This window comes from Pseudomonas sp. TMW22090, assembly GCF_022496665.1.
GTDB lineage: Bacteria > Pseudomonadota > Gammaproteobacteria > Pseudomonadales > Pseudomonadaceae > Aquipseudomonas > Aquipseudomonas gregormendelii.
Window position 1 is genome coordinate 44,240 of record NZ_SCFH01000004.1, and the last position, 23,716, is coordinate 67,955.

At 60.8% G+C, this 23,716-nt stretch carries 30 protein-coding genes; 12 read left to right on the plus strand and 18 right to left on the minus strand.

The features are described 5' to 3' along the window. Nucleotides 1-144 precede the first annotated feature (144 nt). The 6 genes from EQV97_RS12625 to EQV97_RS12650 all read left to right on the plus strand — a co-directional run bounded on the left by EQV97_RS12625 (nucleotide 145) and on the right by EQV97_RS12650 (nucleotide 4,549). Nucleotides 145-630 carry a flavin reductase family protein gene (locus EQV97_RS12625; RefSeq protein WP_122839472.1) on the plus strand — a complete coding sequence of 162 codons (486 nt, stop codon included), beginning with the start codon at nucleotides 145-147 and terminating at the stop codon, nucleotides 628-630. A 212-nt stretch (nucleotides 631-842) separates the two neighbouring features. Continuing rightward, a complete protein-coding gene (locus EQV97_RS12630) occupies nucleotides 843-1,886 on the plus strand; it encodes an LLM class flavin-dependent oxidoreductase (RefSeq protein WP_122839471.1) in 1,044 nt (347 codons plus the stop codon). A 45-nt stretch (nucleotides 1,887-1,931) separates the two neighbouring features. Then, a complete protein-coding gene (locus EQV97_RS12635; protein WP_163019426.1) occupies nucleotides 1,932-2,102 on the plus strand; it encodes a hypothetical protein in 171 nt (56 codons plus the stop codon). 90 nt (nucleotides 2,103-2,192) lie between these two features. Next, nucleotides 2,193-2,870: an isochorismatase family cysteine hydrolase gene (locus EQV97_RS12640; RefSeq protein WP_240889015.1), complete on the plus strand. Its 678-nt coding sequence runs from the start codon at nucleotides 2,193-2,195 to the stop codon at nucleotides 2,868-2,870. Between the two features lie 5 nt (nucleotides 2,871-2,875). After that, a complete protein-coding gene (locus EQV97_RS12645; protein ID WP_240889016.1) occupies nucleotides 2,876-4,243 on the plus strand; it encodes a cytosine permease in 1,368 nt (455 codons plus the stop codon). A gap of 78 nt (nucleotides 4,244-4,321) precedes the next feature. Further along, nucleotides 4,322-4,549 carry a DUF6555 family protein gene (locus EQV97_RS12650; protein WP_045062821.1) on the plus strand — a complete coding sequence of 76 codons (228 nt, stop codon included), beginning with the start codon at nucleotides 4,322-4,324 and terminating at the stop codon, nucleotides 4,547-4,549. 205 nt (nucleotides 4,550-4,754) lie between these two features. Here the strand turns inward: EQV97_RS12650 and EQV97_RS12655 are convergent, their stop codons facing one another. The 4 genes from EQV97_RS12655 to EQV97_RS12670 form a co-directional block, all read right to left on the minus strand. Then, nucleotides 4,755-6,101 carry a glutamine synthetase family protein gene (locus EQV97_RS12655; protein ID WP_240889017.1) on the minus strand — a complete coding sequence of 449 codons (1,347 nt, stop codon included), beginning with the start codon at nucleotides 6,099-6,101 and terminating at the stop codon, nucleotides 4,755-4,757. 20 nt (nucleotides 6,102-6,121) lie between these two features. Then, nucleotides 6,122-6,676, minus strand: a complete 555-nt coding sequence (locus EQV97_RS12660; protein ID WP_122839467.1) for an XRE family transcriptional regulator — start codon at nucleotides 6,674-6,676, stop codon at nucleotides 6,122-6,124. Between the two features lie 25 nt (nucleotides 6,677-6,701). After that, the gene (locus EQV97_RS12665; RefSeq protein ID WP_240889018.1) at nucleotides 6,702-7,991 is read right to left on the minus strand and encodes an FAD-binding oxidoreductase; all 1,290 of its coding nucleotides are present in this window, start codon (nucleotides 7,989-7,991) and stop codon (nucleotides 6,702-6,704) included. Between the two features lie 295 nt (nucleotides 7,992-8,286). After that, nucleotides 8,287-9,489 carry an NAD(P)/FAD-dependent oxidoreductase gene (locus EQV97_RS12670; RefSeq protein ID WP_240889019.1) on the minus strand — a complete coding sequence of 401 codons (1,203 nt, stop codon included), beginning with the start codon at nucleotides 9,487-9,489 and terminating at the stop codon, nucleotides 8,287-8,289. A gap of 271 nt (nucleotides 9,490-9,760) precedes the next feature. Between EQV97_RS12670 and EQV97_RS12675 the strand changes: the two genes are divergently transcribed. Continuing rightward, nucleotides 9,761-10,312, plus strand: a complete 552-nt coding sequence (locus tag EQV97_RS12675) for an Rrf2 family transcriptional regulator (protein WP_122839464.1) — start codon at nucleotides 9,761-9,763, stop codon at nucleotides 10,310-10,312. Between the two features lie 19 nt (nucleotides 10,313-10,331). On the opposite strand, the gene EQV97_RS12680 is transcribed toward EQV97_RS12675, so the two are convergent. Then, a complete protein-coding gene (locus tag EQV97_RS12680; protein ID WP_122839463.1) occupies nucleotides 10,332-10,667 on the minus strand; it encodes a hypothetical protein in 336 nt (111 codons plus the stop codon). Between the two features lie 74 nt (nucleotides 10,668-10,741). Next, nucleotides 10,742-10,954 (minus strand): hypothetical protein, encoded by a 213-nt coding sequence (locus EQV97_RS12685; protein WP_122839462.1) that lies wholly within the window; start codon nucleotides 10,952-10,954, stop codon nucleotides 10,742-10,744. Nucleotides 10,955-11,126: 172 nt separating this feature from the next. On the opposite strand from EQV97_RS12685, the gene EQV97_RS12690 reads away from it, so the two are divergent. After that, nucleotides 11,127-11,366: a hypothetical protein gene (locus EQV97_RS12690; protein WP_122839461.1), complete on the plus strand. Its 240-nt coding sequence runs from the start codon at nucleotides 11,127-11,129 to the stop codon at nucleotides 11,364-11,366. Between the two features lie 56 nt (nucleotides 11,367-11,422). Here the strand turns inward: EQV97_RS12690 and EQV97_RS12695 are convergent, their stop codons facing one another. Next, nucleotides 11,423-11,614 carry an SPOR domain-containing protein gene (locus EQV97_RS12695; protein WP_045062838.1) on the minus strand — a complete coding sequence of 64 codons (192 nt, stop codon included), beginning with the start codon at nucleotides 11,612-11,614 and terminating at the stop codon, nucleotides 11,423-11,425. Between the two features lie 203 nt (nucleotides 11,615-11,817). Here EQV97_RS12695 and EQV97_RS12700 point away from each other — a divergent pair, with 203 nt between their 5' ends. Beyond that, a complete protein-coding gene (locus EQV97_RS12700) occupies nucleotides 11,818-12,180 on the plus strand; it encodes an NUDIX hydrolase (RefSeq protein ID WP_240889020.1) in 363 nt (120 codons plus the stop codon). 21 nt (nucleotides 12,181-12,201) lie between these two features. On the opposite strand, the gene EQV97_RS12705 is transcribed toward EQV97_RS12700, so the two are convergent. From EQV97_RS12705 to EQV97_RS12740, 8 genes are all read right to left on the minus strand, one after another. After that, nucleotides 12,202-12,969 carry a 1,6-dihydroxycyclohexa-2,4-diene-1-carboxylate dehydrogenase gene (locus tag EQV97_RS12705; RefSeq protein ID WP_122839460.1) on the minus strand — a complete coding sequence of 256 codons (768 nt, stop codon included), beginning with the start codon at nucleotides 12,967-12,969 and terminating at the stop codon, nucleotides 12,202-12,204. A 41-nt stretch (nucleotides 12,970-13,010) separates the two neighbouring features. Next, a complete protein-coding gene (gene benC / locus EQV97_RS12710; RefSeq protein WP_240889021.1) occupies nucleotides 13,011-14,024 on the minus strand; it encodes a benzoate 1,2-dioxygenase electron transfer component BenC in 1,014 nt (337 codons plus the stop codon). Nucleotides 14,025-14,034: 10 nt separating this feature from the next. After that, nucleotides 14,035-14,523: a benzoate 1,2-dioxygenase small subunit gene (gene benB, locus EQV97_RS12715; RefSeq protein WP_122839458.1), complete on the minus strand. Its 489-nt coding sequence runs from the start codon at nucleotides 14,521-14,523 to the stop codon at nucleotides 14,035-14,037. Continuing rightward, a complete protein-coding gene (gene benA / locus EQV97_RS12720) occupies nucleotides 14,523-15,884 on the minus strand; it encodes a benzoate 1,2-dioxygenase large subunit (protein ID WP_122839457.1) in 1,362 nt (453 codons plus the stop codon). The genes benB and benA overlap by 1 nt, the downstream gene beginning before the upstream one ends. A gap of 249 nt (nucleotides 15,885-16,133) precedes the next feature. Next, on the minus strand, nucleotides 16,134-17,093 hold the full coding sequence (locus EQV97_RS12725) for an AraC family transcriptional regulator (protein ID WP_045062850.1): 960 nt from the start codon (nucleotides 17,091-17,093) through the stop codon (nucleotides 16,134-16,136). Between the two features lie 218 nt (nucleotides 17,094-17,311). Beyond that, nucleotides 17,312-18,241: a catechol 1,2-dioxygenase gene (gene catA / locus EQV97_RS12730; RefSeq protein WP_122839456.1), complete on the minus strand. Its 930-nt coding sequence runs from the start codon at nucleotides 18,239-18,241 to the stop codon at nucleotides 17,312-17,314. Nucleotides 18,242-18,292: 51 nt separating this feature from the next. After that, nucleotides 18,293-18,583 (minus strand): muconolactone Delta-isomerase, encoded by a 291-nt coding sequence (gene catC / locus EQV97_RS12735; RefSeq protein ID WP_122839455.1) that lies wholly within the window; start codon nucleotides 18,581-18,583, stop codon nucleotides 18,293-18,295. A 10-nt stretch (nucleotides 18,584-18,593) separates the two neighbouring features. Then, a complete protein-coding gene (locus EQV97_RS12740; RefSeq protein ID WP_163019428.1) occupies nucleotides 18,594-19,742 on the minus strand; it encodes a muconate cycloisomerase family protein in 1,149 nt (382 codons plus the stop codon). A gap of 127 nt (nucleotides 19,743-19,869) precedes the next feature. On the opposite strand from EQV97_RS12740, the gene EQV97_RS12745 reads away from it, so the two are divergent. Continuing rightward, nucleotides 19,870-20,775, plus strand: coding sequence for a LysR family transcriptional regulator (locus EQV97_RS12745; RefSeq protein ID WP_240889022.1), 906 nt, complete (start codon nucleotides 19,870-19,872; stop codon nucleotides 20,773-20,775). Between the two features lie 26 nt (nucleotides 20,776-20,801). Here the strand turns inward: EQV97_RS12745 and EQV97_RS12750 are convergent, their stop codons facing one another. Both EQV97_RS12750 and EQV97_RS12755 read right to left on the minus strand, forming a co-directional pair. Next, nucleotides 20,802-21,041, minus strand: coding sequence for a DUF1652 domain-containing protein (locus tag EQV97_RS12750; RefSeq protein WP_045062862.1), 240 nt, complete (start codon nucleotides 21,039-21,041; stop codon nucleotides 20,802-20,804). 108 nt (nucleotides 21,042-21,149) lie between these two features. Beyond that, a complete protein-coding gene (locus EQV97_RS12755) occupies nucleotides 21,150-22,049 on the minus strand; it encodes a polysaccharide deacetylase family protein (protein ID WP_225568531.1) in 900 nt (299 codons plus the stop codon). Between the two features lie 260 nt (nucleotides 22,050-22,309). On the opposite strand from EQV97_RS12755, the gene EQV97_RS12760 reads away from it, so the two are divergent. Both EQV97_RS12760 and EQV97_RS12765 read left to right on the plus strand, forming a co-directional pair. Further along, nucleotides 22,310-22,990 (plus strand): SOS response-associated peptidase family protein, encoded by a 681-nt coding sequence (locus EQV97_RS12760; RefSeq protein ID WP_240889023.1) that lies wholly within the window; start codon nucleotides 22,310-22,312, stop codon nucleotides 22,988-22,990. A gap of 206 nt (nucleotides 22,991-23,196) precedes the next feature. Beyond that, nucleotides 23,197-23,469 (plus strand): hypothetical protein, encoded by a 273-nt coding sequence (locus tag EQV97_RS12765; RefSeq protein WP_122839452.1) that lies wholly within the window; start codon nucleotides 23,197-23,199, stop codon nucleotides 23,467-23,469. 69 nt (nucleotides 23,470-23,538) lie between these two features. On the opposite strand, the gene EQV97_RS12770 is transcribed toward EQV97_RS12765, so the two are convergent. Continuing rightward, the gene (locus EQV97_RS12770) at nucleotides 23,539-23,685 is read right to left on the minus strand and encodes a hypothetical protein (RefSeq protein ID WP_163019427.1); all 147 of its coding nucleotides are present in this window, start codon (nucleotides 23,683-23,685) and stop codon (nucleotides 23,539-23,541) included. Between the last annotated feature and the right edge of the window lie 31 nt (nucleotides 23,686-23,716).

A 23,716-nucleotide genomic window follows, 5' to 3' on the forward strand; every position in this document is an offset into this window, starting at 1 on the left:
TGAAAACACCGTATTTACTGGGTTTAACGGTACAGATGCACGTTTATCGGGTGATGCAAAAAGCCCTTGCAAAGGATGTATTACGGTATACCATCAGACCTATAAACCCATAAAAATCCAGCTCCACCGCCAGAGGACCGTCCCATGATCGATGCCGCCATCTACAAACAAGTGATGGGTTCGTTTCCGTCCGGGGTCACTGTGATCACCACCCTGGATGACGACGGGCAAATCGTCGGCCTGACCGCAAGCGCCTTCAGCTCGCTGTCCATCGACCCGGCCCTGGTGCTGTTCTGCCCCAACTACAGTTCCGACTCCTACCCGGTACTGATCAAGAACAAACGCTTTGCCATTCACGTCCTGTCCGGCGGTCAGCAAAGCGAAGCCTATGCGTTCGCCCGCAAGGGCAAGGACAAGGCGCAGGGCATCGAGTGGACGTTGAGCGAGTTGGGTAATCCGATCCTGGCGAACGCCACGGCGGTCATCGAATGCGAGTTGTGGCGCGAATATGAAGGAGGCGACCACGCCATCATGGTTGGCGCCGTGAAGAACCTGATCGTGCCTCAGCAAAACGCCGGTCCGCTGGTGTATTGCCACGGCAAGATGGGTGCACTGCCGGTCCTGGCTTGATCCATTTCGGTGAGTGCGAGCCTGAGCGCGATGGACCTGAAAGCGACGGGTTTAATCAGCAACCGCGCGTTAGCGTTGACGACCATCGCGAGCAGGCTCGCTCCCACAGCTTGCCAGCAGCAAACAATTTGCAGTTACTTGGTATTATGGTATACCAATAACCAACAGTCCCGCAGTCGACGGGTCGACCACAAGAGATTCGAGGTAGCGTCATGAAATTTTCCCTTTTCGTGCACATGGAACGTTGGGACGAAAGCGTCAGCCACCGCCAGTTGTTCGAGGACCTGACCGAACTGACCCTGATGGCCGAGGCCGGGGGCTTCAGCACCGTGTGGATCGGCGAACACCACGCCATGGAATACACCATCTCGCCCAGCCCAATGCCGCTGCTGGCCTACCTGGCCGCCAAAACCACCACCATCCATCTCGGCGCCGGCACTATCATCGCGCCGTTCTGGCACCCGTTGCGGGTGGCTGGCGAATGCGCCTTGCTCGACGTGATCAGTAACGGGCGCATGGAAGTCGGCCTGGCGCGCGGCGCTTACCAGGTCGAGTTCGACCGCATGGCCGGCGGCATGCCGGCCTCCTCCGGTGGCCAGGCCCTGCGGGAAATGGTGCCGGTGGTGCGGGCCCTGTGGCAAGGTGACTACGCCCACGATGGCGACATCTGGAAATTCCCCACGTCCACCAGCGTACCGAAGCCGATCCAGAAGCCGAACCCTCCGATGTGGATCGCCGCCCGCGACCCGGATTCGCACAACTTTGCCGTGGCCAACGGCTGCAACGTCATGGTCACCCCGCTGATGAAAGGCGACGAGGAAGTCCTGGACCTGAAAAACAAGTTCCAGGCGGCCCTCGACAACCACCCGGACGTGCCGCGCCCGCAACTGATGGTGCTGCGTCATACCCACGTCCACGCCGCCGACGACCCGGATGGCTGGAAAGTCGGTGCCAAGGCGATCTCGCGTTTCTACCGCACGTTCGACGCCTGGTTCGGCAACAAGACCGTGCCGGTCAACGGCTTCCTCGAGCCGAGCCCTGAGGAAAAATTCACCGGCCGCCCGGAGTTCGAACTGGAAAGCCTGCACAAGACCGCGATGATCGGCACCGCCGAAGAGATCATTCCGCGCATCAAGTACTATCAGGAACTGGGCGTCGACGAGTTCAGTTTCTGGTGCGATAACAGCCTGCCCCACGCGGAAAAGAAAAAGTCCCTGGAGTTGTTCATCAAACAGGTCGTGCCGGCGTTTCGCTGAGTTCGCCACCCAGCCCCTCGGACGCGAAGCCCAGGGGCATTCCTGATGCGCAGGTCGATTCTGATGATCACTGATCGCCTCCCGTTTGCTTCACCCACCTCCGGCGCCGAGCAGGCTTACCTGCGCGGCGAATGGACGGCTTCGCACATCCGCATCAAACGTCTGCGCGCCAGCGTCTCGGCCAAGCAGAATGGCTTCTGGCAAATAGTTCACTGAGCTCACCCGAACAGCCCTTCACCACCCACTGCCTTGCTTAAGCCTGGCGCGTGCGGTGCATTGTGATTTGCCCATGATCAGGTTTGCCCAATGAACAATAACAACGCGCTGTTGATCATCGACATGCAGCAAGAGGACGGTTTTGTCCTGGAACACTTCGACTCGACGGTCAACAACATCGCCGCCCTGCTCGACACCGCCCGCCAGCAGCGGGTGCCGGTCATCTACACCCGCCACATTAACCAGGCCGACGGCAGTGACATGCCCCGCGGCGAACCCCGGGCGGCCGATGGCGGACCGAGCAGTTATCGCGCCGGCACCCGTCAGGTGGAAATCCTTGAACGCCTGGCGCCCCGCGCCGACGAACTGATCGTAGACAAAGGACGCTACAGCGCTTTCCACCGCACCGACCTGGATGCCAGGCTCAAGGCGCTGAGGGTCGAGACCCTGATCGTCAGTGGCGTGCTGACCGATGTCTGCGTGCTCAGCAGCGTGCTGGACGCTTTCGCCCTCGGCTATCACGTCCGGCTGGTCAGCGACGCCTGCACCACGACCACCCTGGCGGGGCATTATTCGTCGCTGCTGATCATGGCCAACTGGGTATATGCGCTGGAAATCCTCACCTGTGCCCAATGCCTGCACGCCCTGTGCGACCGCGCTTACGTGAGCCTGGCGCCACAGCAGCCGGACCAGTTCGCGCACCAGCCCCATGAGCTGGAAAACACCATCGCCCGCCTCCACAGCCACCTCGTCCGCACCCAGGAGTGATCGCCATGCAAGTCGAAAAAAGAAGCATCGATTTCATTCCGCCGTCCGAGCGCCACGGTCAACCGGGCTCGCTGTTTTTCATCTGGTTCGGCGCCAACATGAACATCACCACCATAGCCTCCGGCGTGTTGCCGGTGGTGCTGGGTTTGAACCTGTTCTGGAGTGCCGTGGCGATCATCGTCGGCTCGCTCCTGGGGGCGATATTCATGGCTTCGCATTCCGCCCAGGGCCCGAAGCTGGGCATCCCTCAGATGATTCAGAGCCGGGCGCAATTCGGCGTACTGGGCGCAGTGCTGCCGCTGCTGTTCGTAATGCTGATCTACCTGGGGTTCTTCGTCAGCAATACCCTGCTCGCGGCCCAGGCCGTGGAGTCGGTCAGCCCGCTGCCGGCGACCGGTAATATCTACCTGATCGGCGCGCTGTGCTTCGTCGTCGCGCTGTATGGCTACCGGCTGATCCATCGCCTGCAGAAGCTGTTGTCGTTGCTATCGCTGCTGATATTCGCCGCTGCCACCCTGTTCGCGCTGCAACTGCCGATCCCCGGCGAGCAATGGCTGCCGACGGGCTTCGTCCTGTCGAAGTTCCTGGTGGCGGTGAGCATTGCGGTGACCTGGCAACTGTCCTACGCGCCTTACGTCGCCGACTACTCACGCTACCTGCCGCAGGAAACCAGCAGCGCGAAAGTATTCTGGTACAGCTACGCGGGCACGGTCACCGGCGGCGCGTGGATGATGATTCTCGGCGCGATCCTGTGCGTCGGCATCAACGACTTTTCCAGCAACGTCGGCGGGCATGTGGCCGGATTGTTCGGCAGCGGTGCGGTGTTGCTGTTCGTCTTCATCCTTTACGGCCAGGTAGCGATCAACGTCTTCAACCTGTACGGAGCGTTCATGTCGACCATCACCGTGATCGAACCCTTCGCCCGGTTCAAGGTGACGCCGCGGGTACGGGGGCTGTTCTTGCTGGTTATCAGCCTGGTGGCCACGGCGTTGTGCACCATCAGCCAGGACGACTTCATCACCTTCTTCCTGAATTTCATCTTCTTCATGAGCTACTTCCTGATCCCGTGGACCGCGATCAATCTGGTGGATTACTACTGCCTGCGCAAAGGTCAGTACCGGATCGATGACATCTTCGACATGAACGGCATTTACGGGCGCATCAACTGGATCGCCTGTGGCAGTTTCCTGCTGGCCATCGCCGTGGAAATTCCGTTCATGAACACCACGTTCTATGTCGGCCCGATCGCCTCGGCGCTGGATGGCGTGGACCTGGCCTGGATCGTCGGGTTGCTGGTTCCGGCGCTGAGTTACTTCAGCCTGATGAAGCTGGGCAACAGGCATCAACCGGCGCTGGAGCAGATTTCGCGCTAGGCCCTGGGGGCGCATCGGAAAAGAAAGGGAACTGGCGATAAGCCATTAGAGTCGTAATGGCTTCGCCTGGAGAATCGGATGCGCCCCCTGCACTTTCAAATCACTTACCGCTTGAACGACGCTCGACAGGTCTTTGTCCAGCCCGATTCACACATGACCGATGCCGATGCCTGGTATTACGCCTGCCTGCACGCGGGTGTCGGCTTGGCCTATGGCGAGGATCCGGCGCAACAGGGTCTGGCTGAACTGCGGGCGCAGGCGCAGAAATGCGGGCTGACCGACGTCAGGTGGGAGGCGCTGCCGTGAGGGTGACTGCGGCGCGGTCAAATCCCGGGCAAAAAAAATCCCAGGCAGCTGATGGACGCCTGGGACTTAAAAATGCATAAACCGTGGTGGTGAACGCGGGGTGAATATTACTTAATATTTCCCACTGTAACAAGATGTTTTAATTAACCATAAAGTTACTAAGGGTTATAAGCCCTTATATATCCACATGTTTTTTAAGGATGCGTTACATGAACCAGCGATATTCCCGCGCGCTGATTTCGTTCATGAATGCCAAGTGATCCTGCCGTTTGTTCTCGCAATACACGTCCACAAACTCCGCACCCAGGCTTTCGCGAAGAGGCGCATAGCCTTGCATGGCCTGCACCGCCTCGAGCATCTGCGTCGGGAATGCGATGCCGCTGCTGCGATCTTCGTTTAACGGAGCGATCGGTTCCTGGCCCGCATCCAGCCCTTGCTCCAGACCCACCAGAATCGCCGCAAGCACCAGGTAAGGGTTGGCATCGGCACCCGACAAACGGTGTTCAATGCGCAGGTTTTTCAAGTCTGAATCAGGCACCCGCAAGCAGGCATCGCGATCTTCAAAGCCCCAACTCGCTCGAGTGGCGGTGTTCACCGTGCCACTCAAGCGCCGCATGGCATTGTGGTTCGGGGCGAAGATGGGCATGCAGTGGGGCAACACTTCAAGGCAGCCCGCCACGGCGTGCCGCAGGGGTCGCTGTTCATTGGCTGCCAGCAGATTGTTCCCGTCATTATCGTAAAGACTCACATGCACGTGCATGCCGCTGCCGGGGTGCTGCACATAGGGTTTGGCCATGAAACTGGCGCGGTAATTATGCTTGAGGGCCACGCCTCGGCTGCTTCGACAGAACAATGCGGCCCAGTCTGCGGCGCGCAGGCCATCGTCGAGGTGACCGAAGTTGATCTCGAATTGCCCGGGCCCCAGCTCCGCCGTGATCACCGTGGTCTCGATGCCTTGCTCCCGCGCAGTCTCGACCATGTCATCCAGCACCGTTGAAAAGCGCGACAGCCGCTCGATGTGCATGTTCGGCTGATCATCGGGATCGTCGGTCAGCGGATCGCGGGGGAACTGCGGCAGGCCGTCGCGCAGTTGGCGATCGAACAGGTAGAACTCCAGCTCGAACGCGACCACCGGAAAGATGCCTTTGCGGTTCAAGCGTTGCAGCACCTGCGCCAGGACTTCACGGGGCTCGAACTCAATGGGGTTGGCCGTGCCGTCGGAGGTAATCAGCATCTGGCCCAGCGGTTGCTTTTCCCAACTCACCCGCTTCAGTGTTCCAGGCACCAAACGGCGCGCAGCGTCCGGGTCACCGTCGTTGAAGCAGTAATCGCCAATTTTGAACAGCCCGCCTTGGGTACCCAGCAGCACACAGTTCTGCGGCAGCTTGAGCACACTGCCAGCGGCTACTTTTTCGAGCATCTCGATCGGGTAGCGCTTTCCGTAAAAATGCCCGGGGATGTCCAGGGAGATCAGGTCAACGTAACGCACATCCGGGAAACGCTGGCGAAACGCATGCACTTCAGCAACCAGATCAGAGCAGACAGCATCCATCGTAATGTTCCTTGTTTTTATCAGGTGTAAACCCAGAGCACGCGGGTGAGTTGGTCGGTGAGATTGCCGTAACGACAATGGGTATGACTGGCCAACTGGAAGCTGTCGCCGGTTCGCAACGTGACCGGTTGATCGTCATCCAGCCACAGCGTCAGCTCGCCTTCGAGCACGTAGCCACCCTGCTCCGAGCTGTCGTTCATGTGCCGGTCGCCGCTGCTTGCCCCTGGTTCCAGCCGGCTTTCGAGCATCGAGAACGAGGCACGCATTTTTGGCGAGACCAGGATGTCGGTGATGCCATCGGCGTAATACAGGGTGCGGCGCTCGTCCGGGCGGGTGACCCAGGGCAGCGCCATGGGTTTGGGCAGGCTGTAGAAGTAGGTGGTGGGCACGCCGAGGGTTTCGCTGATGGCCGTCAGGTCTGCCACCGTCGGCCGGGACAACCCGCGCTCGACCTGGGAGAGAAAACCCACCGAGCGGCCGATTTTGTCCGCCAGCTCCTTGAGCGTGTATTTTTTGTGTTTGCGCAGGTCCTGGATCAGGATCGCCAGCGCCGATATTTCTTCTTGCATGTCCATCAGAAGGCTCCGGAAATTGTGCGGTTCACAGACTGTCGCGCAGTCGATACCAGGCCTTGCCCACGGCTTCGAGCGGCGCGGCGAGGTATTTGCCCCCGGGGAAACGCTCGTTGACCAGACCCTGGTACAGCGCAAGGTCATCCGGCTGGCCGAGTATCGCGTCGGCTACCGCACGGGCCCCGGCCAGTGTCGGCAGGACGCCGTGGCCGGAGTAGCCCTGCAGCCAGTAAAGGTCACCCCGACGACCAATGTCGGGCGTGCGCTTGAGGGTCAGATCGATGTGCCCGCCCCAGGCGAACTCCAGGTCCACGCCCTTGAGTTGGGGAAACACCCGCTCCAGAAACGGCCGGGTCGCGGCGCCGATGTCCTTGGGCATGCCCCCCAGGTAAGTGCAGCCGCCGCCGAACAGCAGGCGGTGATCCGGCGTGCGCCGAAAATAATCGAGCACGAATTGATTGTCGGTCACGCACACATTGCGCGGCAGCAGTGCAATCGCCTGCTGCTCCGCCAGCGGTGCGGTAGCCACCTGATAGGTGCCGACCGGCAGCACACAACTCGACAGTTGCGGGTCCAGTTGATCCAGGTACGCATTGCACGCCAGCACCAGTACATCCGCGCGAATGCGCCCACGCTCGGTGGTGACCACATACCCGCCGCGTTCCTGGCGATAATCCAGCGCCTTGCTCTGTTCATGGATACGGCCGCCGGCTCGCTCGATGGCGGCGGCCAGGCCGAGTGCCAGTTTCAGCGGGTTGAGGTGCCCGCCTTCGGGGTCGAACAGCCCGGCCTGGTAACGGTCACTCGCCACCCAGTTCGGCAACTCCGCCCGGGGAATGAACTGCAAGGCGTCGTGTCCCCACTTGTGGCTGGCCTCGTGTTGCCACTGCGTGAGCAGGCTGACCCGTCGCGGCATCACTGAGGTCCAGAGATGGCCGGGGCGGTAATCGCAGTCGAAATAATGCCGCCCGGGCAGGTCCCGCAGTTCCCTCGCCGCCCAGCGCATGCTGTCCCACAGGCGCCGCGCCCGCTCGTACCCCAAAGCGGCCTCCAGCGGCGGCATGTCGCAAGACCAGCCAAGAATGGCCTGCCCGCCATTGCGCCCGGACGCCGCCCACGCCACCCGACTGGCTTCCAGCAAAGTCACGCGTTTGCCGGCGAGCGCCAGGCGCAAGGCCGTGTGCAACCCGCTGAACCCCGCCCCGATGATCAGCACCTCGGTGTCCTGCTCGCCCACCAGCGGGTCGCGCTCTACCAGCCGATCGGCACAGGTGTGGGCGTAATAGCTGGGGACATGCTGGGGGGATTGGTGGAACATGCGGGCCTCATGAAATTTTATTATTTAAATTTCATGAAAATTTACAGAGATTATTTCACATTGGCAAGTGTTCATCCCTGGGGTCGACTTGCGCCGACGTCGCTGCCGTGAGCCGTCATGCCGTCATATGCCGTGGTGCGCCGTGGTGCGCCGTCGTGCGCCGTCATGTAGGAGCTGCCGAGTGCAACGAGGCTGCGATCTTTTGATCTTGCTCTTGGGGCACGGCCAAAAGATCGCAGCCTCGTTGCACTCGACAGCTCCTACAACAGCTCCTACAACAGCTCCTACGGCAGCATCAGGCAATCGGGATCAGCGGATCGGCAGCGGCCCACGCGGTTTCACGATTGGCTGCAGGGGGATAGATCCACTGGGTGTTGATCTGGGTTTTCAGCGCCTTGCCTTCCTGACGGACCAGCTTGACCTGGCGATCCCACCCTTCGGTGTACACCGCGCCCCAGGCCCCGAGGTCCAGGCAGGTCACGTACTTGGGCTGGCTGTAGGGCGTCGGGGCGACCCCGAGCAATTGGGCTGCGACGTTGTTGCCGGCGTGGCGACCAAGGACGATGGCATGCTGGCAGGTCATCAGAGCATGGTTGCCGATGTCATCGGAGGCCGCGTAGGCCACATCGCCGGTGGCAAAAATGTCGTCCTGGCCAATCACTTTCAGGTGGCTGTCCACATGCAGGCGGCCCAAGGCATCGCGCTCACCGGGGATCTGTTCGGTGAGCGAGCTGGCACGTACGCCGGTGGTCCAGATTACGGTGCTGGCTTCAATGCGCTGCCCATCGGCCAAGGTCACTCCGTCGGCATCGACGCCGGCCACCGACGATTTCAAGCGCCACTCCACGCCCACTTCGGCGCTGGCTTCAGCGATGGAAACGCTGATGTCGGCGCCCATCGACGCGCCGATTTTTTCGCCGCGATCAACGATGATCACCTTGATATCCGCCGCTTCGCCAAGAATGGCGCGCAGCCGGGCCGGCATTTCAGTCGCTGTTTCAATCCCGGTGAAGCCACCGCCCGCCACCACCACGGTGTTACGCGCGGCGCTGTCCGGCTGGCCGGCGAGGGATTTGAGGTGTTGCTCCAGGCGCACGGCCTGTTCGATCTGGTCAACGTCAAAAGCGTGTTCGTTCACCCCCGCGGTGGCCGGCCGTGCCAGGCGGCTGCCGGTGGCCAGAACGAGTTTGTCGTAGCTGCACAGCTGTTGGGCGCCCGCCGCATCCAGGTAACCCACCTGCTTGCTGTGGACGTCGATGGTTTCAGCCGAGCCCTTGATGAACCGTACGCCGACCGCATCGAACAGCTCGCCGATGGGCGCCGCCAGTTGGTGGGCATTGGGCTCGTAGAACCGCGGTCGCACTCGCAGCTCGGCCTGCGGGGCCAGGACGGTGACTTCGACCGCATCGTGACCATGAAGATCGAACAAGCGTGTGGCGCTCAATGCTGTCCACATGCCACCAAAACCCGCGCCGATTACCAGAATGTGCTGTTTCATCTTTGACTCCAGGGAAGACCCGATATTGGAATGGTTTGAGGTCACGCTGAATGATCACCGTGCCGCTCCGAATAACGGCGACTGTATTAGTCCTAGTTAACCAAAGCAATCGATTTTTTTTGATGGTTGCCATCGACGTCATTGATGGCCTAACGGGAAAGGTTTTAGCAGGTAGGCAGGCTAAAGCGCAGAGATGCGGGGATTGGGGCCCGACGTTGCCATGCCCGCAGCCGGCTGTTAATATTGGCGACTACTTTAGTCGGAGATGAACATGTCTCTTTACAGCGCGGGCGTCGAGTACGGCATTCATTGCCTGCTCTTTCTGGTGGGCAATCGTGGCGAGACCCGGGAGGCCAGCGTGCGCGACCTTGCCGAGTTGCAAGGCGTACCGCTGGATTACTTGGCCAAGATCTTTACCCGGCTGGCCAAGGCCAAGCTGGTGAGTGCCACCGAGGGTGTGCGCGGCGGGTTCAAGCTGGCCCGCCCTGCTGACGAAATCAGCCTGCTCGACATCGTCAATGCGATCGATGGCCAGAAGCTGATTTTCGACTGTAAGGAAATACGCGGGCGGTGTGCGCTATTCGAGGGAAATACGCCCGAGTGGGCGCTGGACGGCCACTGTTCAGTGCACGGCGCCATGATGGTTGCGCAGAAACGCATGGAAGAAGCACTGGCCCAGCAGACCATTCTTGATCTGGCGAGGAAGGTCGGTCGCAAGGCCCCGGCAGAATTCTCCGAGCAGGTGGATACCTGGATCACTGATCGGCGCGACAGGAAAAGCGCCAGCCCCCAAGGCATCCCGCTGACCGACATCAGCAACTGAACACAAGCGTGGCTCAAGCCTACAGGCAGTCGCGCACGGCCTGACGCAGCGCGCCGGATTTGGCCCAGGGCGGCCCCTGGTACAGGGACACGCGGCTGCCACTCTTGTTCTTCACGATATCTAGGATCTCGTCTGCGGTGATCATGCCGGGGGCATTGATCCGGTAGCCGTTAGAGATCGAGGTCTGGCGCGTGGCCGAGACTTGCTTCTGCCATAACGGCAAGACGCACGCGGCGTACTCCTTGGGCGGCTTCTCGCTGTACTTGCTGACGTTCGGTTCACCGGGCACGACGGAAGCGGGCAATGAACAACCAGCCAATGTCGCCAGCATGATTCCTGCGATGAGCATCCGCATGAAGGTTTCCTTCGCTTAAAAAGGAAAATGTAGCGCGTGCCGGCGCAGACATCCATCTGATACACAAAAGCTCATCATTGCCCGGTGTCATCGGGCGCCTCGTAAGTTCGCGCATTCAGGTAATTCATCCAGCGCTCATAGGCCTCGTGTTGCCATTGAGTGACCCGCTCCCACTCCGGGCCGCTGAGTTGATGGGCGGATATCAACTTCATCATTTCCGTGGTGGCCGCATCCAGGTCAACGATCAGCTCATGGGCGTGAAACCTGAAATCATCGGTGGTCGTCATTTGAAAGTGGCCTCTGACACAGCGCGAAATCGCTACTCCACTACGACAACGCCGCTGCAGGCTCGCTTAACCTTCCCGACCAAAGGCAAACGCCTGCGCGCAGCGACACAACTTCCGTCACGGTAAAAAGGGTCTAGTATTTCGAAACGGAGAATCATTACAGGAGGTCAGCATGTGGCTTAACGAATCGGAACAGCAACTTCGGCGGGACTTGCAGGGGGTTGCCTCGGACCTGCGCTGGTCGGCGGTAGAGCTTTTGCGCATTGCCGAGCAATTGCAGCAGTCGGGCAACGAGGTGGACGCCAAAGCCGCCAAGCGCCTGTGTGAAGTGCTTCAAGGGGATGAAGAGCGCCTGGCGCAGTATGCCGGGGAAGTGAAGGCCAGGGCGATTACGCGCAACCAGGCGCACTGAGCGAACGGGTGGCGAGGGAGCATGCTCCCCCGCCACCGCACATTGCACGCAAGCCGTTACTGTTTAGTGGCAGGTCTGGGTGATCTGTCGCGGTAGCCGGGCAAGGACGCCGCAAAGGCCAACGCCTCTTCACGGCTGGCAAACGCGCCCAGACGGTCGCCCTTGGTGCAGACACGCCAAGGGCCATTGTTCACGCTGAGTACGTCGTAACCGTTCATATGCATCTTGTTCAGCATCGGTACACTCATGACAACCTCCGTTGCGAATCATCTCCAGGATTGACCTTTCTACCTTACACCTGCTTTTGGCGAACGTGCTGACCAGATGTCGTGACGTCAGCGATTGCACTTTCACCCTCCTCCCGGGCTCCAATCATCTGAAACACTACGCTGCACGGTCTGAATATTGCAGTTTCATGACATTATTGTGACAGCCAGTATTTGGATAGAGCATGAAAGTACGCGCCACCGTCATCTGCGAGCAGGATCGCCACATACTTCTGGTACGCAAGCATCGATGCCGCTGGACCCTGCCCGGAGGCAAGGTCGAGCGCGGCGAAACCGTTGCGGACGCGGCCAGGCGCGAGCTTCAGGAGGAAACCAGCCTGGGGGTCGACGAGCTTCTGTACCTGATGGCACTGGAATCCGGCGACACCTGTCACCACGTGTACGAAGCGTCGGTGGTGGATTACGAGATCGCGCGGCCGACCAATGAAATCGTCGACTGCATCTGGCACCCGCTCGATTCAGTGCACAATCTGAGCACCAACGATGCCACGCTGCGCATCGTCAGGGCCTTCCAGCGTCGCCTCTAGGGTGTCTCACGCCCGGGCCTGTCAGCCCTGATCGCCACCGCCCACGGGCATGACCATGCCGGTGATGTAGGAGGCGTCGTCGCTGGCCAGGAACAGAATCGCACCTGCCTGCTCATCAAGCGTGCCATAGCGCTTCATCAGGCTGCTATCGAGCGTCTGGTCGACGATCTGCTGATACCACACCTTCTCCTCGGCACTCTGTTCGGCGCTATTGCGCGGGATGACCCGTGGCGGCGCATCGGTACCTCCGGGCGCCGTGGCATTGACGCGAACGCCCCGCCCGGCCGTTTCGAACGCCAGGCACGCGGTCAGTGCGTTGACCCCGCCCTTCGCCGCCCCGTAGGGCACGCGGTTGATGCTGCGGGTGGCAATGGAGGAGACGTTGACGATCGCCCCGCTGCCCTGCTCCAGCATGAACGGCAGTGCGGCATGGCAGCACCACAGCGTCGGGAACAGCGAGCGACGCACTTCGGCTTCGATCTGCGACGCTTCGTAATGCTCGAAAGGCTTGGCCCAGATGGTCCCGCCGACGTTGTTGATCAGGATGTCCAGGCGACCAAAACGTTCAACGGCGGCCTGCATCACGCGCTCGCATTCGCTGTATTGCTCAAGATCGGCGGTCAGCGCGAAGCTGTCCTGGCCCAGTTGCTGTTGCAGTTCGAACACCAGTTCGGAGCGGTCGACCAGGATCAGCCGCGCACCTTCGGCCGCCATGCGTTCGGCGACCCGCCGGCCGATGCCTTGGGCGGCGCCGGTGATGAGGGCGACTTTTTCGTGGAATCTGTTCATGTGTACCTCGATGGTTCAGGTGCCGCAGTTCTTGTACGGGCTCACGCCGCGCTGGCGGCGAATTTCTCGTAGTAGAAATTGGCCGGTGCGATGCCCTGTTCGCGAATGTACTGGCTGACCGCCTCGACCATTGGCGGCGGGCCGCACAGGTAGACGTCAACGTCGCCATCGTTCAGATGCCGTGGCTCGATGTGCTGGGTCACGTAGCCCTTGAGCGGGTGCTGGCTGTCAGGGCTGGCCACGCAGGCGCTGAAGCTGAAGTTGGGGATGCGGGCGGCGAAGGCTTCGAGGCGATCGAGCTCCACCAGGTCGAAATCATGGGTCACCCCGTAAATCAGGTGCAACGGATGTTCACTGCCCTGCTCGGCGATTTTCTCCAGCATCGCCGTAAAGGGCGCCAGCCCGGTGCCACCGGCCAGCAGCAACAACGGACGACGGATGTCGCGCAGGTAGAAGCTGCCCAATGGCCCGGCCAGGCTCATGCTGTCGCCGGCCTTGGCGATGCCGGTGAGAAAACTGCTCATCAGTCCCCCAGGCACGTTGCGAATCAGGAAGCTCACTTCACCGTCATGCTGCAATGAGCTGAAGGAGTAGGCGCGGGTCTGGGTGCTGCCCGGGACCCCGAGGTTCACATATTGCCCCGGCAGAAACGCCAGTTTGCTCAGGGACTCGCCCTTGATCGACAGTGCAATGGTGCTGTCGGACAGCTGGCGCACGGCGCTGATGGTTGCTTCAAAGCTGGCCTGCCGGGTGCGGCAGACATCCGAGGAAGCCGGCACCCGCACCACGCAGTCGCTTTGCGCGCGCATCTGGCAGGTGAGCACAAAGCCCTGCTCGGCTTCGTCGGCAGTCAGGGCGTCATCAATGTATTCCTCGCCCAGGTCATAACGACCGGCTTCGGCAAAACACTTGCAGGTACCGCAGGCGCCGTCGCGGCAGTCCAGCGGGATGTTGATGCCCTGGCGATACGCGGCATCGGCCACGGTTTCACCTGGATTGGCGTCGATGAACCGGGTGACGCCGTCTTCGAAATTGAACGCGATGGAATGGGTCATGGCGACGGCCTCACAAATGGTAAACATCGATGACCTGACGAACATAGTCGTTCTTCAGGATCACTTTCTTGGCCTTGATCAGCGGGTTTTCACCGCGCATGTCCAGGGTGTAGAAACTGCTGCCGAAGTAGCTGTCGACGGTCTTGTAGCGAAAGCTCAGGGTGTGCCAGTTGAAGCGCACCTTGCAGATGCCGTCGGCCTGTTCCAGCAGTTCGATGTTGCTCAGGTTATGCGAGGTGCGGGTGTCCGGCACGCTGGCGCTGGAACGCTCGGTCTTGATGCGGAACACACGGTCTTCGAGGCCGGTGCGATTGCCGTACCAGATCAGCGAGATTTCCCGCTGCGGGTCCTCGGTCAGCTCATCGTTGTCGTCCCAGGACGGCATCCAGAAGGTCGCGTCCGGCGCGTACAGTTCCAGCCACTCATCCCACTGGCGATCATCGAGGTAGCGCGCTTCGCGGTAGAGGAAATCGCGCACGGCTTCGTAGGTAATGGTCATCACACGGTCTCCACGTCGATCAGCTTCGCCTGCTCGGCGGCCAGCGCCTTGAGCATGGTCTGCTGCCAATACTTGTGCTGCAGCACGAACAGACCTTCGTCTTCGGTGCGCACGCCGCTGAGCAACGGCTGCAGGTCGATTTCCCTGGCCGCCTCATCAGCGCCTTCGATCCAGTGCTCGGCACCGCGGGACATGTCGTTCCAGGCGGTGACGCTGCCCTGGTAACCGGTCTGGCAGGAACGAAACTCTTCGAGATCGTCCGGCGTCGCCATGCCGCTGACATTGAAGAAATCCTCGTACTGGCGGATGCGGCTGGAGCGCGCGTGGTCGCTTTCGCCTTTGGGCGCGATGCAGTAGATGGTGATTTCCGTGCGGTTGACCGAGATCGGCCGGGCAATGCGGATCTGCGAGCTGAACTGGTCCATCAGGTACACGTTGGGGTACAGGCACAGGTTGCGCGAGTTCTCGATCATCCAGTCGGCGCGAGCCTTGCCGAAGTCCTGGGCGAGCTCGTCGCGGCGCTCGTACAGTGGGCGGTCTTCAGGATTGGCCCAGCGGGTCCAGAGCAGCATGTGCCCCTTGTCGAAGGAATAGAAACCACCGCCCTGCTTGGCCCAGCTGCCGGCGCTCATGGTCGGGTTGGTATCGCCGGCCTCGCGCTGCTTGCGCTGGTTCTGGGTGGCGGCATAGTTCCAGTGCACGGAGCTGACGTGGTAGCCGTCGGCACCGTTTTCCGCAGTGAGTTTCCAGTTGCCTTCGTAGATGTAGCTGGAGGAACCGCGCAGCACTTCCAGGCCATCGGCGGATTGATCGACAATCATGTCGATGATCTTGGCCGATTCGCCAAGGTGTTCCACCAGCGGGACTACGTCGGCCTTGAGGCTGCCGAACAGGAAGCCGCGATAGGATTCGAAACGGGCGACCCGGGTCAGGTCGTGGGAGCCTTCGCAGTTGAAGCTCGCCGGGTAACCGGCCGCCGCCGGGTCCTTGACCTTGAGCAGCTTGCCGGAATTGTTAAAGGTCCAGCCGTGGAACGGGCAGGTATAGGAGCTCTTGTTGCCGGATTTGTGCCGGCACAGCATCGCGCCGCGGTGACTGCAGGCGTTGATGAAGGCATTGAGTTCACCGTCCTTGTTGCGCGCGATAAAGATCGACTGGCGCCCCATGGTGGTGGTGTAGAAATCGTTTTTGTTGGGGATCTGGCTTTCGTGGGCGAGGTACAGCCAGTTGCCTTCGAAGATGTGTTCCATCTCGAGGTCGAACAGGCGCGGGTCGGTGAACATCTCGCGTTTGCAGCGATAGATGCCCTGCTCTGGATCGTCTTCAAGCAGGGATTGCAGGTATTCGGGTCGCAGGGTCATGGCCGCCGCCTCCATTGTTTTTATTTCAGGCAGGGCCATGCTAGGACGGGGGGACGGGACGGACTATCCGCTGGGTGCAGACCTGTATCCGTTTAGTGCAGCTGTATGTGGCCAATGCGTGGGAGCTGCGGAGGAGCTGTCGAGTGCAACGAGGCTGCGATCTTTTGACTTTCGCTTTTTCAAGAGCAAAAGATCGCAGCCTCGTTGCACTCGACAGCTCCTACAGAGGCATTGGTGGGGTTTGCGGGCTCAATGCCGGCGCTTGAGGGTGTCCGAGGGCAGTTCGCCGAATTGTTTGCGGTAGCTGTCGGAGAACCGCCCCAGGTGCAGGAAGCCGTAATCCATCGCCACTTCGGTGACGTTGCGCACGATGCAGGTCGGGTCGCTCAGGCAAGCATTGACCCGTTCCAGGCGCTTCTGGCGGATGTAGTTCTTCGGCGTGGTGCAGGCGTTGCGTTCAAACAGGCCGTACAACGAACGCAGGCTCATGCTGGCCTGGCGCGCGAGTTCTTCGCTGTCGATGTCGTGCTTGAGATTGCGGGCGATGTAATCGGCAATCGCTTCGAACGTCGCAGCCTGGGAACCGAGTTCCAGGCGGCTGACGTTGGTCTTCATCAGGCTGAGCATCTTGCTGACGATGATCTGCGTGTAGTGCTCCTGCACCCGGGGAATCTGCTCGGTGGCCTCGGCCTCCTGGCAAATCATCGCCAGCAGGTTGACGAAACCTTCCAGTTCATTGAGCTGGTAGCGGTTTTCCAGAAACCGTACGCCCTGCCCCGGATAACGCCAGCGCTGCTCGTCGCAGACCGACTCCAGCAACGAGGCAGGGACTTTGAGGATGAATTTTTCGCAATCGTCGGAATAGGTCAGATCCACCGGATCGTCGGGGTTGATCAGCAGCAATTCGCCGGGGGCGAAATAATGCTCCTGGGCGTGACCACGCCACAGGCAATTGCCGCGCAATAACACTTGCAGGTGATAGATGGTTTCCAGCGCGCCCGAGGTAACGCGAACGCTGCCGCCGTAGCTGATACGGCACAGGTCGAGGCTGGCGAATTTGCGATGATTGAGACTGGCCAGGGGTTGCCCGGCACGGGGCATCAGGATGCAATGGTTGCCGACATGCTGATTGACGTAGCCCGACACGGCGTAGGGGTCGGCATGGTCGAATACCGTGCTGCGCTGACTCAACAGTTGCGCGTGCATCATCGGGTCACTCTCGTTGTTGTTATAGATGTTCTGGTCATTCTAGAGCAGTACCGGCACCGATGTACGCGTTGACCGACACATGGGAGCGGGCTCCTGCGGATTGGTGGCGAGCCAAACTCCCGCGTACACCCGGGCCCCTGTGGGAGCTGGCTTGCCAGCGATGGCGGTATCTCTATCGCCATCGCCGGCAGGCCGGGCTCCTGCAGGTTGTACAGGGATCAGTCTTCGAGTGCGCGAACCCGCTCCATGCGTTGCTGCTCTTGCGGCTGGGCCGAGGACTGCAGGGTGAAGTCGAAGACGATCTCAGCAAAGCGGCCGCTGACACCGTAGGCCGCCGCGCGGGCCTGGTCTTCGCTGAAGGTGATTTTGGCAATCAGCTCGTCACGGGTGGCGTAGGCGAAGTCGTCATGCAGGTACTCATCACCGTCCAGGTTGATCTGGGTGGTGAGGTGGCGATGGTCTGCGGCCGAGATGAAGAAGTGGATATGCGCCGGGCGCTGGCCATGACGGCCCAGTTGATCGAGCAGTTGCTGGGTCGGGCCATCCGGTGGGCAGCCGTAGCCGGACGGCACGATGCTGCGGAAGCGATAACGACCCTCGGCGTCGGTCACGATGCGCCGGCGCAGGTTGAATTCCGATTGGCTGCTATCGAAGTAGGAGTAAGTCCCACCGGTATTGGCCTGCCAGACGTCCACCACCGCACCTGCCAGAGGTTCGCCAGCGGTATTGAGCACCTGGCCCTGCATGAACAGCGGCACACCCGGATCATTGCCGTCGTCCAGTCGAGCCTCGAAGTCGGACAAGGGCGCACCGGCCACGTACAGCGGGCCTTCGATGGTGCGCGGCGTGCCGCCAGCCTTGCCGGCCTGCTCGTCTTCGGCGTCCATCAACAGATCGAGATAGTGCTCCAGCCCCAGGCCCGCGACCACCAGCCCGGCTTCCTGGCGCGAACCCAGCACGTTGAGGTAGTTGACGGCTTTCCAGAACTCTTCCGGCGTTACCGCCAGGTCTTCGATGATGTTCACCGAGTCACGCAGGATGCGGTAGATCAGCGCCTTGACGCGCGGGCTGCCAGCATCGTTGTGCAGGCCGCTGGCTTCTTCGAGAAATTGCTGGGCAGCAGCAGTATGGGAAATCTTGACGTTCATGGTGGTTCCTCATCTTGTAATTATTAGCGTAGCGAACTGAACAGGCTGGGTTCAGCGGTCATCCTCGCGAATCGACGAAGGATGCCGGCACATCGCGGTGACTTCGATCGCCATGTACGGGTAGAGCGGCAATTGCATCAGCAGGTCGTGCAGTTCCTGGACACTGTCGACGTCGAACACGCTGTAGTTGGCATACAGCCCGGCAATGCGCCAAAGGTGGCGCCACTTGCCCTGGTCTTGCAGGCGCTGGGAGAAGGCCTTTTCGTCAGCCTTGAGCCTGGTGGCCAACTCGGTATTCATGTCGACCGGCAGGTTCACGGTCATCTTTACGTGGAACAGCATGATGCACTCCTCAGACTTGATGAAGAACAGTGGCAGACTTGTCGCGGCGGAAAAACGCCAGGCGCTCTTCGTCCAGTTTCAGGCCCAGGCCCGGGGTGGTCGGTACGTGCAGCTCGAAATCGCGATACTCCAGCGGTTCGCTGAGGATGTCTTCAGTCAGCAGCAGCGGGCCGAACAACTCGGTGTCCCAGGCCAGTTTGTTCAGGGTGATGAACGCCTGGGCCGAGGCCATGGTGCCGATGCCGCCTTCGAGCATGGTGCCGCCGTACAGCGCAATACCCGCTGCTTCGGCGATGGCCGCAGTCTTGAGCACTGCGCGCGGGCCGCCGTTCTTGGCGATCTTCAGGGCGAAGATCGATGCGGCGCCCTCACGGGCCAGGTTGAAGGCGTCTTCCACACATTCGATGGATTCATCGGCCATGATCGGCGCCGGGCTCATGGCGTTCAGGCGTGCCATGCCGGCGCGGTTGTTGCGCGAGATCGGCTGTTCGATCAGGTCGATGCCGTTGGTGCCGAGAATTCGGCAGGCACGGATGGCCACCGCTTCGTCCCAGGCCTGGTTGACGTCCACCCTGACGCTGGCGCGGTCACCCAGGGCTTTCTTGATGGCGATCACATGCGCCAGGTCGCGATTGACTTCACCGGCGCCGATTTTCAACTTGAAGATACGATGGCGGCGCAGGTCGAGCATCTGCTCCGCTTCGGCGATGTCCTTGGCGGTATCGCCACTGGCCAGGGTCCAGGCCACCGGCAGCGCATTGCGCACCCGGCCACCGAGCAATTCGCTGACCGCCAGGCCCAGGCGCTTGCCCTGGGCATCGAGCAAGGCGGTTTCGATACCTGACTTGGCGAAAGTGTTGCCACGGATGCTGCGCTCCAGGCGCAACATCGCAGCATTCACATTGGCGCTGTCCTGGCCCAGCAGCAGCGGTGCGAAGTGGCGGTCGATGTTGGTCTTGATGCTGTCCGGGCTCTCGTTGCCATACGCAAGGCCACCGATGGTGGTGGCTTCGCCGATGCCTTCGATGCCGTCGGCGCAACGCACGCGAATGATCACCAGCGTCTGGTTCTGCATGGTGTGCATGGCCAGCTTGTGCGGGCGAATGGTCGGCAGATCGACGATGATCGTCTCGATCGATTCAATGGCTGTTGCAAGCATTTCGATACCCGTCAGGTTCTTGGAGTTCTGGACCCGATTCTGGTACGGCTTTTTTCTGGAAGCCAATATAGAATTGGTCTGACTTGATACCTTAAAGGTATGCAGCCGATCAGCTTTTGGAGGTTCCATGGAACTGCGTCATCTGCGCTATTTTCAGGTGCTGGCGAAAACCCTCAACTTCACCCGAGCCGCAGAACTGCTGCACATCGCGCAACCGCCCCTCAGCCGGCAGATTCAACAGCTGGAGGATGAGCTGGGCGTGATGTTGCTGGAGCGCGGCCGGCCGTTGAAGTTGACCGATGCCGGCCGGTTCTTCCATGAACATTCCAGCGCACTTCTGGAACAGCTGGGCAAGGTGTGTGACAACACCCGGCGCATAGGCCAGGGGGAAAAGACCTGGCTGGGCATCGGTTTTGCGCCATCGACGCTTTATGGGGTACTGCCGGAATTGATCCGGCGCTTGCGCAGCGGCGAGCCACTGGAGCTGGAACTTGGGCTGTCGGAATTGACCACGCTCCAGCAGGTCCATGCGCTCAAGGCTGGCAGGATCGATATCGGCTTTGGACGAATCCGCATCGACGACCCGGCCATCATCCAGACCGTGCTCACCGAAGACCGGCTGGTCGCCGCCCTCCCCGCCGGCCACCCACTGCTGGGCGCGCCGATCAGCCTGCGGGAGCTGGCCAGGGAACCGTTCGTACTGTACCCGGGCAATCCGCGGCCAAGTTACGCCGACCATGTGATCGCCCTGTTCGAGTCCTACGGTGTGAGCATCCAGGTGGCGCAATGGACCAACGAGTTGCAGACCGCGATCGGCCTGGTCGGGGCTGGCATCGGCGTCACCCTGGTGCCGGCGTCCGTGCAGTTGTTGCACCGTGACGACATAGGGTTTACGGCACTGCTGGAGGACAACGCGACTTCACCGATCATCCTCAGCCGGCGGGCGGGCGATGTGTCGCCGGGGTTGAAACACTGCCTGCAGATGATCGATGAGTTGTTGCCGCGCGCGCTGGAATCCACTCAGGACATCTGACCTGCAGCCTGGGGCAGCAAGCGCGCTCAACCGGCGAACGCGCGGCGCCCGGCGTTCATTTCCGTGCGCAGTTCGGCAATGAGGTTGTTGATGTCGCGGATGGTGGCCAGGTCCGCTGTGGAGACATTGCGGACCAGCAGCACAACCTCGTGGGTATCGGGATCGAATACGGTGATTTCCAGCAATCCCAGGCTCTCCGTGCATTCACAGGACAGTGGCTCGAAACCGGATTCGACAATACTGGAAAGGACTGCGATAGGAACCATGGCTGACGACTCTGGCGGCAGTTAATGGAAAAGATCCCATTGACGATAGATGCACTTCGTCAGTTGCGCGCACGCCAAATGTTATCCAGCTCTCACTTTGAGTGTTTTTCAGCGTGAATCCCCGGACCAGATCCAGTTCCACAGCCCCGGCAGTTGCACCGGCTGCGAACTGTCGAGCACGGTGCGCGCCAGGGCCGCCCGTTGCAGAGCAGCGCTGTCATCATAAAAAGGTTTTTGCGCAACCGGCACCCCTGTCTCCCGGGCGCTGTCGAGGAGAATCTGCAGATACTCGCGCGCATGCCGTGCGGTGTAGCGGTTGAGATCATGAAAGGTCACCACCACCGGGATCACTCCGTCCACCACCGGCAATTGACCTTGCGCGATGCGCTCGCGAACTTCGGACATCGACCGCAGCATATGCGAGCGCCGCCGCGGGCTGGCGTTAAACCCCCAGATCTTGCCGTCGTTGGCACTGAGGTCCGTCAGCAGCATGTGCAGGCCGTGCCGCTGATAGGCGGCGAATGTGCGCTTGTCGTAACTCCAGAACGGCGGCCGCAGCAGGACAGGCGCCGCGCCGGTGATCGCGGCGATATCGGCGCTGCCATTGGCGAGCGATTGCTCCAGCGCCTGATCGTCCAGGGATCGATGGTTGCTGTGTCCGGGGGTGGCGGTATGAAAGCCGATGACATGACCCTCTGCCTGTTCCCGACGCATGACCTCGCGCCCAATCTCACTGCCCCCGGCCCTGGCAGCCCGGGTCTGCACGAAAAACACCGCCTTGATGTGCGGTTGCAGCGGATTTTGCGCGAGGCTGTCGAGGACAGTCAGCGTGGGGTTCCAGAAACTTGAAGCGCTGGGGCCATCGTCGAAGGTCAGTAAAAACCGGATGGGAGGTTGCGCGGTTAAACGTTGTTCGGTTTGCGGGGTCATTGCTATAGGTGCAGCAATGCAGCCGGCCAGCCCGGTGGCTAGAACCAGTGGAGCGAGGAGTTTGTACAGCTGTTTCATGGTTTGCCTTGGCCAGGCGATGCGGTGAGTCAGTCTACATTGATGGTGAATGATAAACCGCCATCGCGAGCAAGCTTTGCTCCCACAGGTATTACCACCCAGGTGTTCATGTGCACACAAACAAGCGCAGCGCGCCGGCTTGACGCCTTGGTCGGCCCGAAGGCCGCCACGGCGAGCTGTAGATTGCAGACGCCCCGTAAGGGCGGGACCAGCTATTACTGCAGCAGCGGATATGTACCCCGCCACCGGAGGACCAACCCATGTGCGGACGCCTGACCCAATACCGCGGCATCCACGATTTCGTCGCAGCACTGAGCATCCCCGACGCACTGATCAACCACATCGGCGATGAACCCCTGGCCCGCTACAACGCCGCCCCGACCACCCGTCTTGCTCTGCTGCACCTGGACAACGACGGCCTGCACGCCGACCTGGTGCGCTGGGGTTGGCGACCGCACTGGGCCAAAGACCGCGCACCCCCCATCAACGCCCGGGTGGAAAAGGTCGCCCACGGCCCCTACTTCCGCCCCATCTGGCCGCACCGGGCGATTGTTCCGGTGGACAACTGGTTCGAATGGGTCGACAGCGGCGACGGTAGCAAACAACCCTGGTTGATCCGCCGCAAGGACCGGGCGCCGGTCTACTGCGCCGCCATTGGGCAGTTTCCCGCAGCGGCCGCCGAACCCACCCCCGAGGACGGCTTTGTCATCCTGACCGCCGACAGCGCCGGCGGCATGCTCGACATCCACGACCGCCGCCCCATCGTGTTATCCCCGGAACTGGCCGAAGAATGGCTCGACCCCGCCACGCCCAGGGAACGCGCCGAACAGATGGCATTATTTGAAGGTGAAGCCAGCGAAGTGTTCGAGTGGTTCCGGGTCAGCAAGGCAGTCGGCAATGTGCGCAACCAGGGCCCCGAACTGATCGAACCGCTTGCCTGACAGGAATCGTTAAATCTGCAGGCCCTCGCAACGTTACACATAGTGTTTCAACCATGTAACAGTCCATTGAAATATGGCGTTTTGCCGCGCCAACCGCCTGTCTGACAATTTAATTGTCATACATACATTCAGGAGCAGTGCCGCTAGCATGCGCGCCGCATTTCCACGGACGGAAACCCAGAACTCCAGCCTTGCAGAGAACCCAGTTGCGCGACGATTTTTATATCCAGCAAGTCAGCAGTGTCGAGTGTGTCCACCTCTCGACTACGGAACGTTATCAACTCGATTGTTTCATCGGGCAATACATCAAGACCCGAAACCTGGCCTCAGTGCCCAACATCGATACCACGCTGCGCACAACCTTGCAGCGCTATCCTGGCAAGCCGCCGGTGATGGTCAATGAACTGAATGCCTGGATCGACAGGACGTTGGGCTATCGGGCAACACACCCCGACTTCAGCGAGCTGGAAGACGTCTGAGCTTCCCTCTGAATCGCGGCAGCGCCTGCACACAAACTAGCAGGCGCCGCTGCGAGCGAAAAATACGCTTCAAGGTTTCAGCGGACGCTCCTGATCACGGTCCGAGAGTTCTCGACTGTCGTCATGTTTCCAGTCTTGGGTCGAACGCTTTTTCTGCTCTTCTATTTCCTCTTGCGTAGGCTCATCCGGGTCCGGCTGGTTGGGTTCATTCGCCATGTTCGCCTCTCTTCCTGAAGGGATCGTTAAT